Origin of the sequence: Frankia canadensis (assembly GCF_900197875.1) — a bacterium.
GTDB lineage: Bacteria > Actinomycetota > Actinomycetes > Frankiales > Frankiaceae > Frankia > Frankia canadensis.
Genome location: NZ_FZMO01000427.1, coordinates 1 through 1,451, shown reverse-complemented (window position 1 = coordinate 1,451; position 1,451 = coordinate 1). Strand labels below are relative to the sequence as shown.

Here is a 1,451-nt window from a genome sequence, read left to right as displayed (position 1 = left end):
CCCCGGCCACCGCGCCCTGCCTCCCCGAAGGCGCCCGTCCCCGCGCCGCCGCGCGTTCCGCCGAGCAGGCCGGACGGCGCGGTGGTGCGCCCCTCCGGGCAGGTGTACCGGCCGCGCACCCTCGCGGGACTGCCCGACGTGGAGATCCTGCGGACCCTGCGCGGGGCGAACGTGCCGGTCCTGCTCTACGGCCCGCCCGGCACCGGGAAGACAAGTCTGGTCGAGGCCGCCCACGGCGACCTGATCACCGTCGCCGGTGACGGAGACACCACCGTCGGAGACCTGATCGGGGAGTACACCCAGACACCAGGCGGACGGTACGAGTTCGTCTACGGGCCACTCGTCGAGGCGATGCGGCAGGGACGTGCCCTGTTCATCGACGACGCCACGTTGATCTCCCCGGCGGTGCTCGCGGTCGTCTACCCGGCAATGGACGGACGAGGCGAGATCACCGTCAAGGCCCACAAAGGCGAAACGATCACAGCGGAGTCCGGGTTCTACGTGATCGCCGGTCACAACCCCGGGGTGCACGGGGCGGTGCTCTCCGAGGCGTTGTCGTCCCGGTTCTCCGTGCAGATCGAGGTCTCCTCCGACTTCAAGATCGCCGAGAGTCTGGGGGTCAACCCGAAAGCGATCCTGGTCAGCCGCAACCTCGCCACGAAACGCGCCGCCGGGGAGATCGGCTGGGCGCCGCAGCTACGGGAACTCCTCGCCTACCAGAAGATCGCGGACGCGGTCGATGACGACTTCGCGATCGCGAACCTCGTCGGGGTCGCCCCGGCGGAGGACCGCGACGTAGTCATCCAGGTCGCCGCCCAGGTCTACGGACGGGGGATCAGCCCCCTGACCCTCGGCGCGCAGATCACCCGACAGCCCTGAGCGTGGGGCCGGCCCGGTGCCTGCGACCCACCGGGCCGGCCCGCCCCCACCCCTCCCTGCGCATGTCTGAAGGAGAGCCGTGTCCCAGCACACGATCACCGACCCCCATGTTGCCCGGACCTTCCCGACAGGCGCCTGGCTCGGCCTGTCCGCCCGGTTCACCACCGAACTCCCGACCCTGACCGGCCGCAAGGACCTCGTAGTGGCCTGCACCCCCGGTGCCGGGCACGGCGCCCCCGCCTGCTTCCTGCCGCACCAGGCCGCGATCGAGATCGACGGGACGCTCCTCGGATCCCTCGACCCCGCCACCGTCACCCCCGCCCAGGACGCTGATCGCTACCGCTACCCGGCCCTGTGGGGAGCCGTCATCCACGAAGCCGCCCACGCCCGCCACACCCAGTGGACCACCTCCGCCCCCGCCATCCATCCCGCCGTCCTCGACGCCGCGATGCTCCTCGAGGAGTCCCGCATCGAAGCCGCCCACCTGCGACGCCGCCCGCAGGACCGCGACTGGCTGCGCGCCTGCGTCACCAGCATCGTCACCGCCCAGCTCACCCCCACCCACCCCACAC

General features: G+C 71.8%; 1 protein-coding gene and 1 pseudogene. Both read left to right on the top strand.

Annotated elements, in window-relative coordinates; all coding sequences use genetic code 11:
* Positions 1–879 (top strand): AAA family ATPase (locus tag C1A33_RS25260; protein ID WP_207770492.1); only part of this gene is annotated, 879 nt, incomplete at its 5' end.
* Positions 880–958: 79 nt separating this feature from the next.
* Positions 959–1,451, top strand: a pseudogene (locus tag C1A33_RS25255) (VWA containing CoxE family protein); the annotation flags it as partial.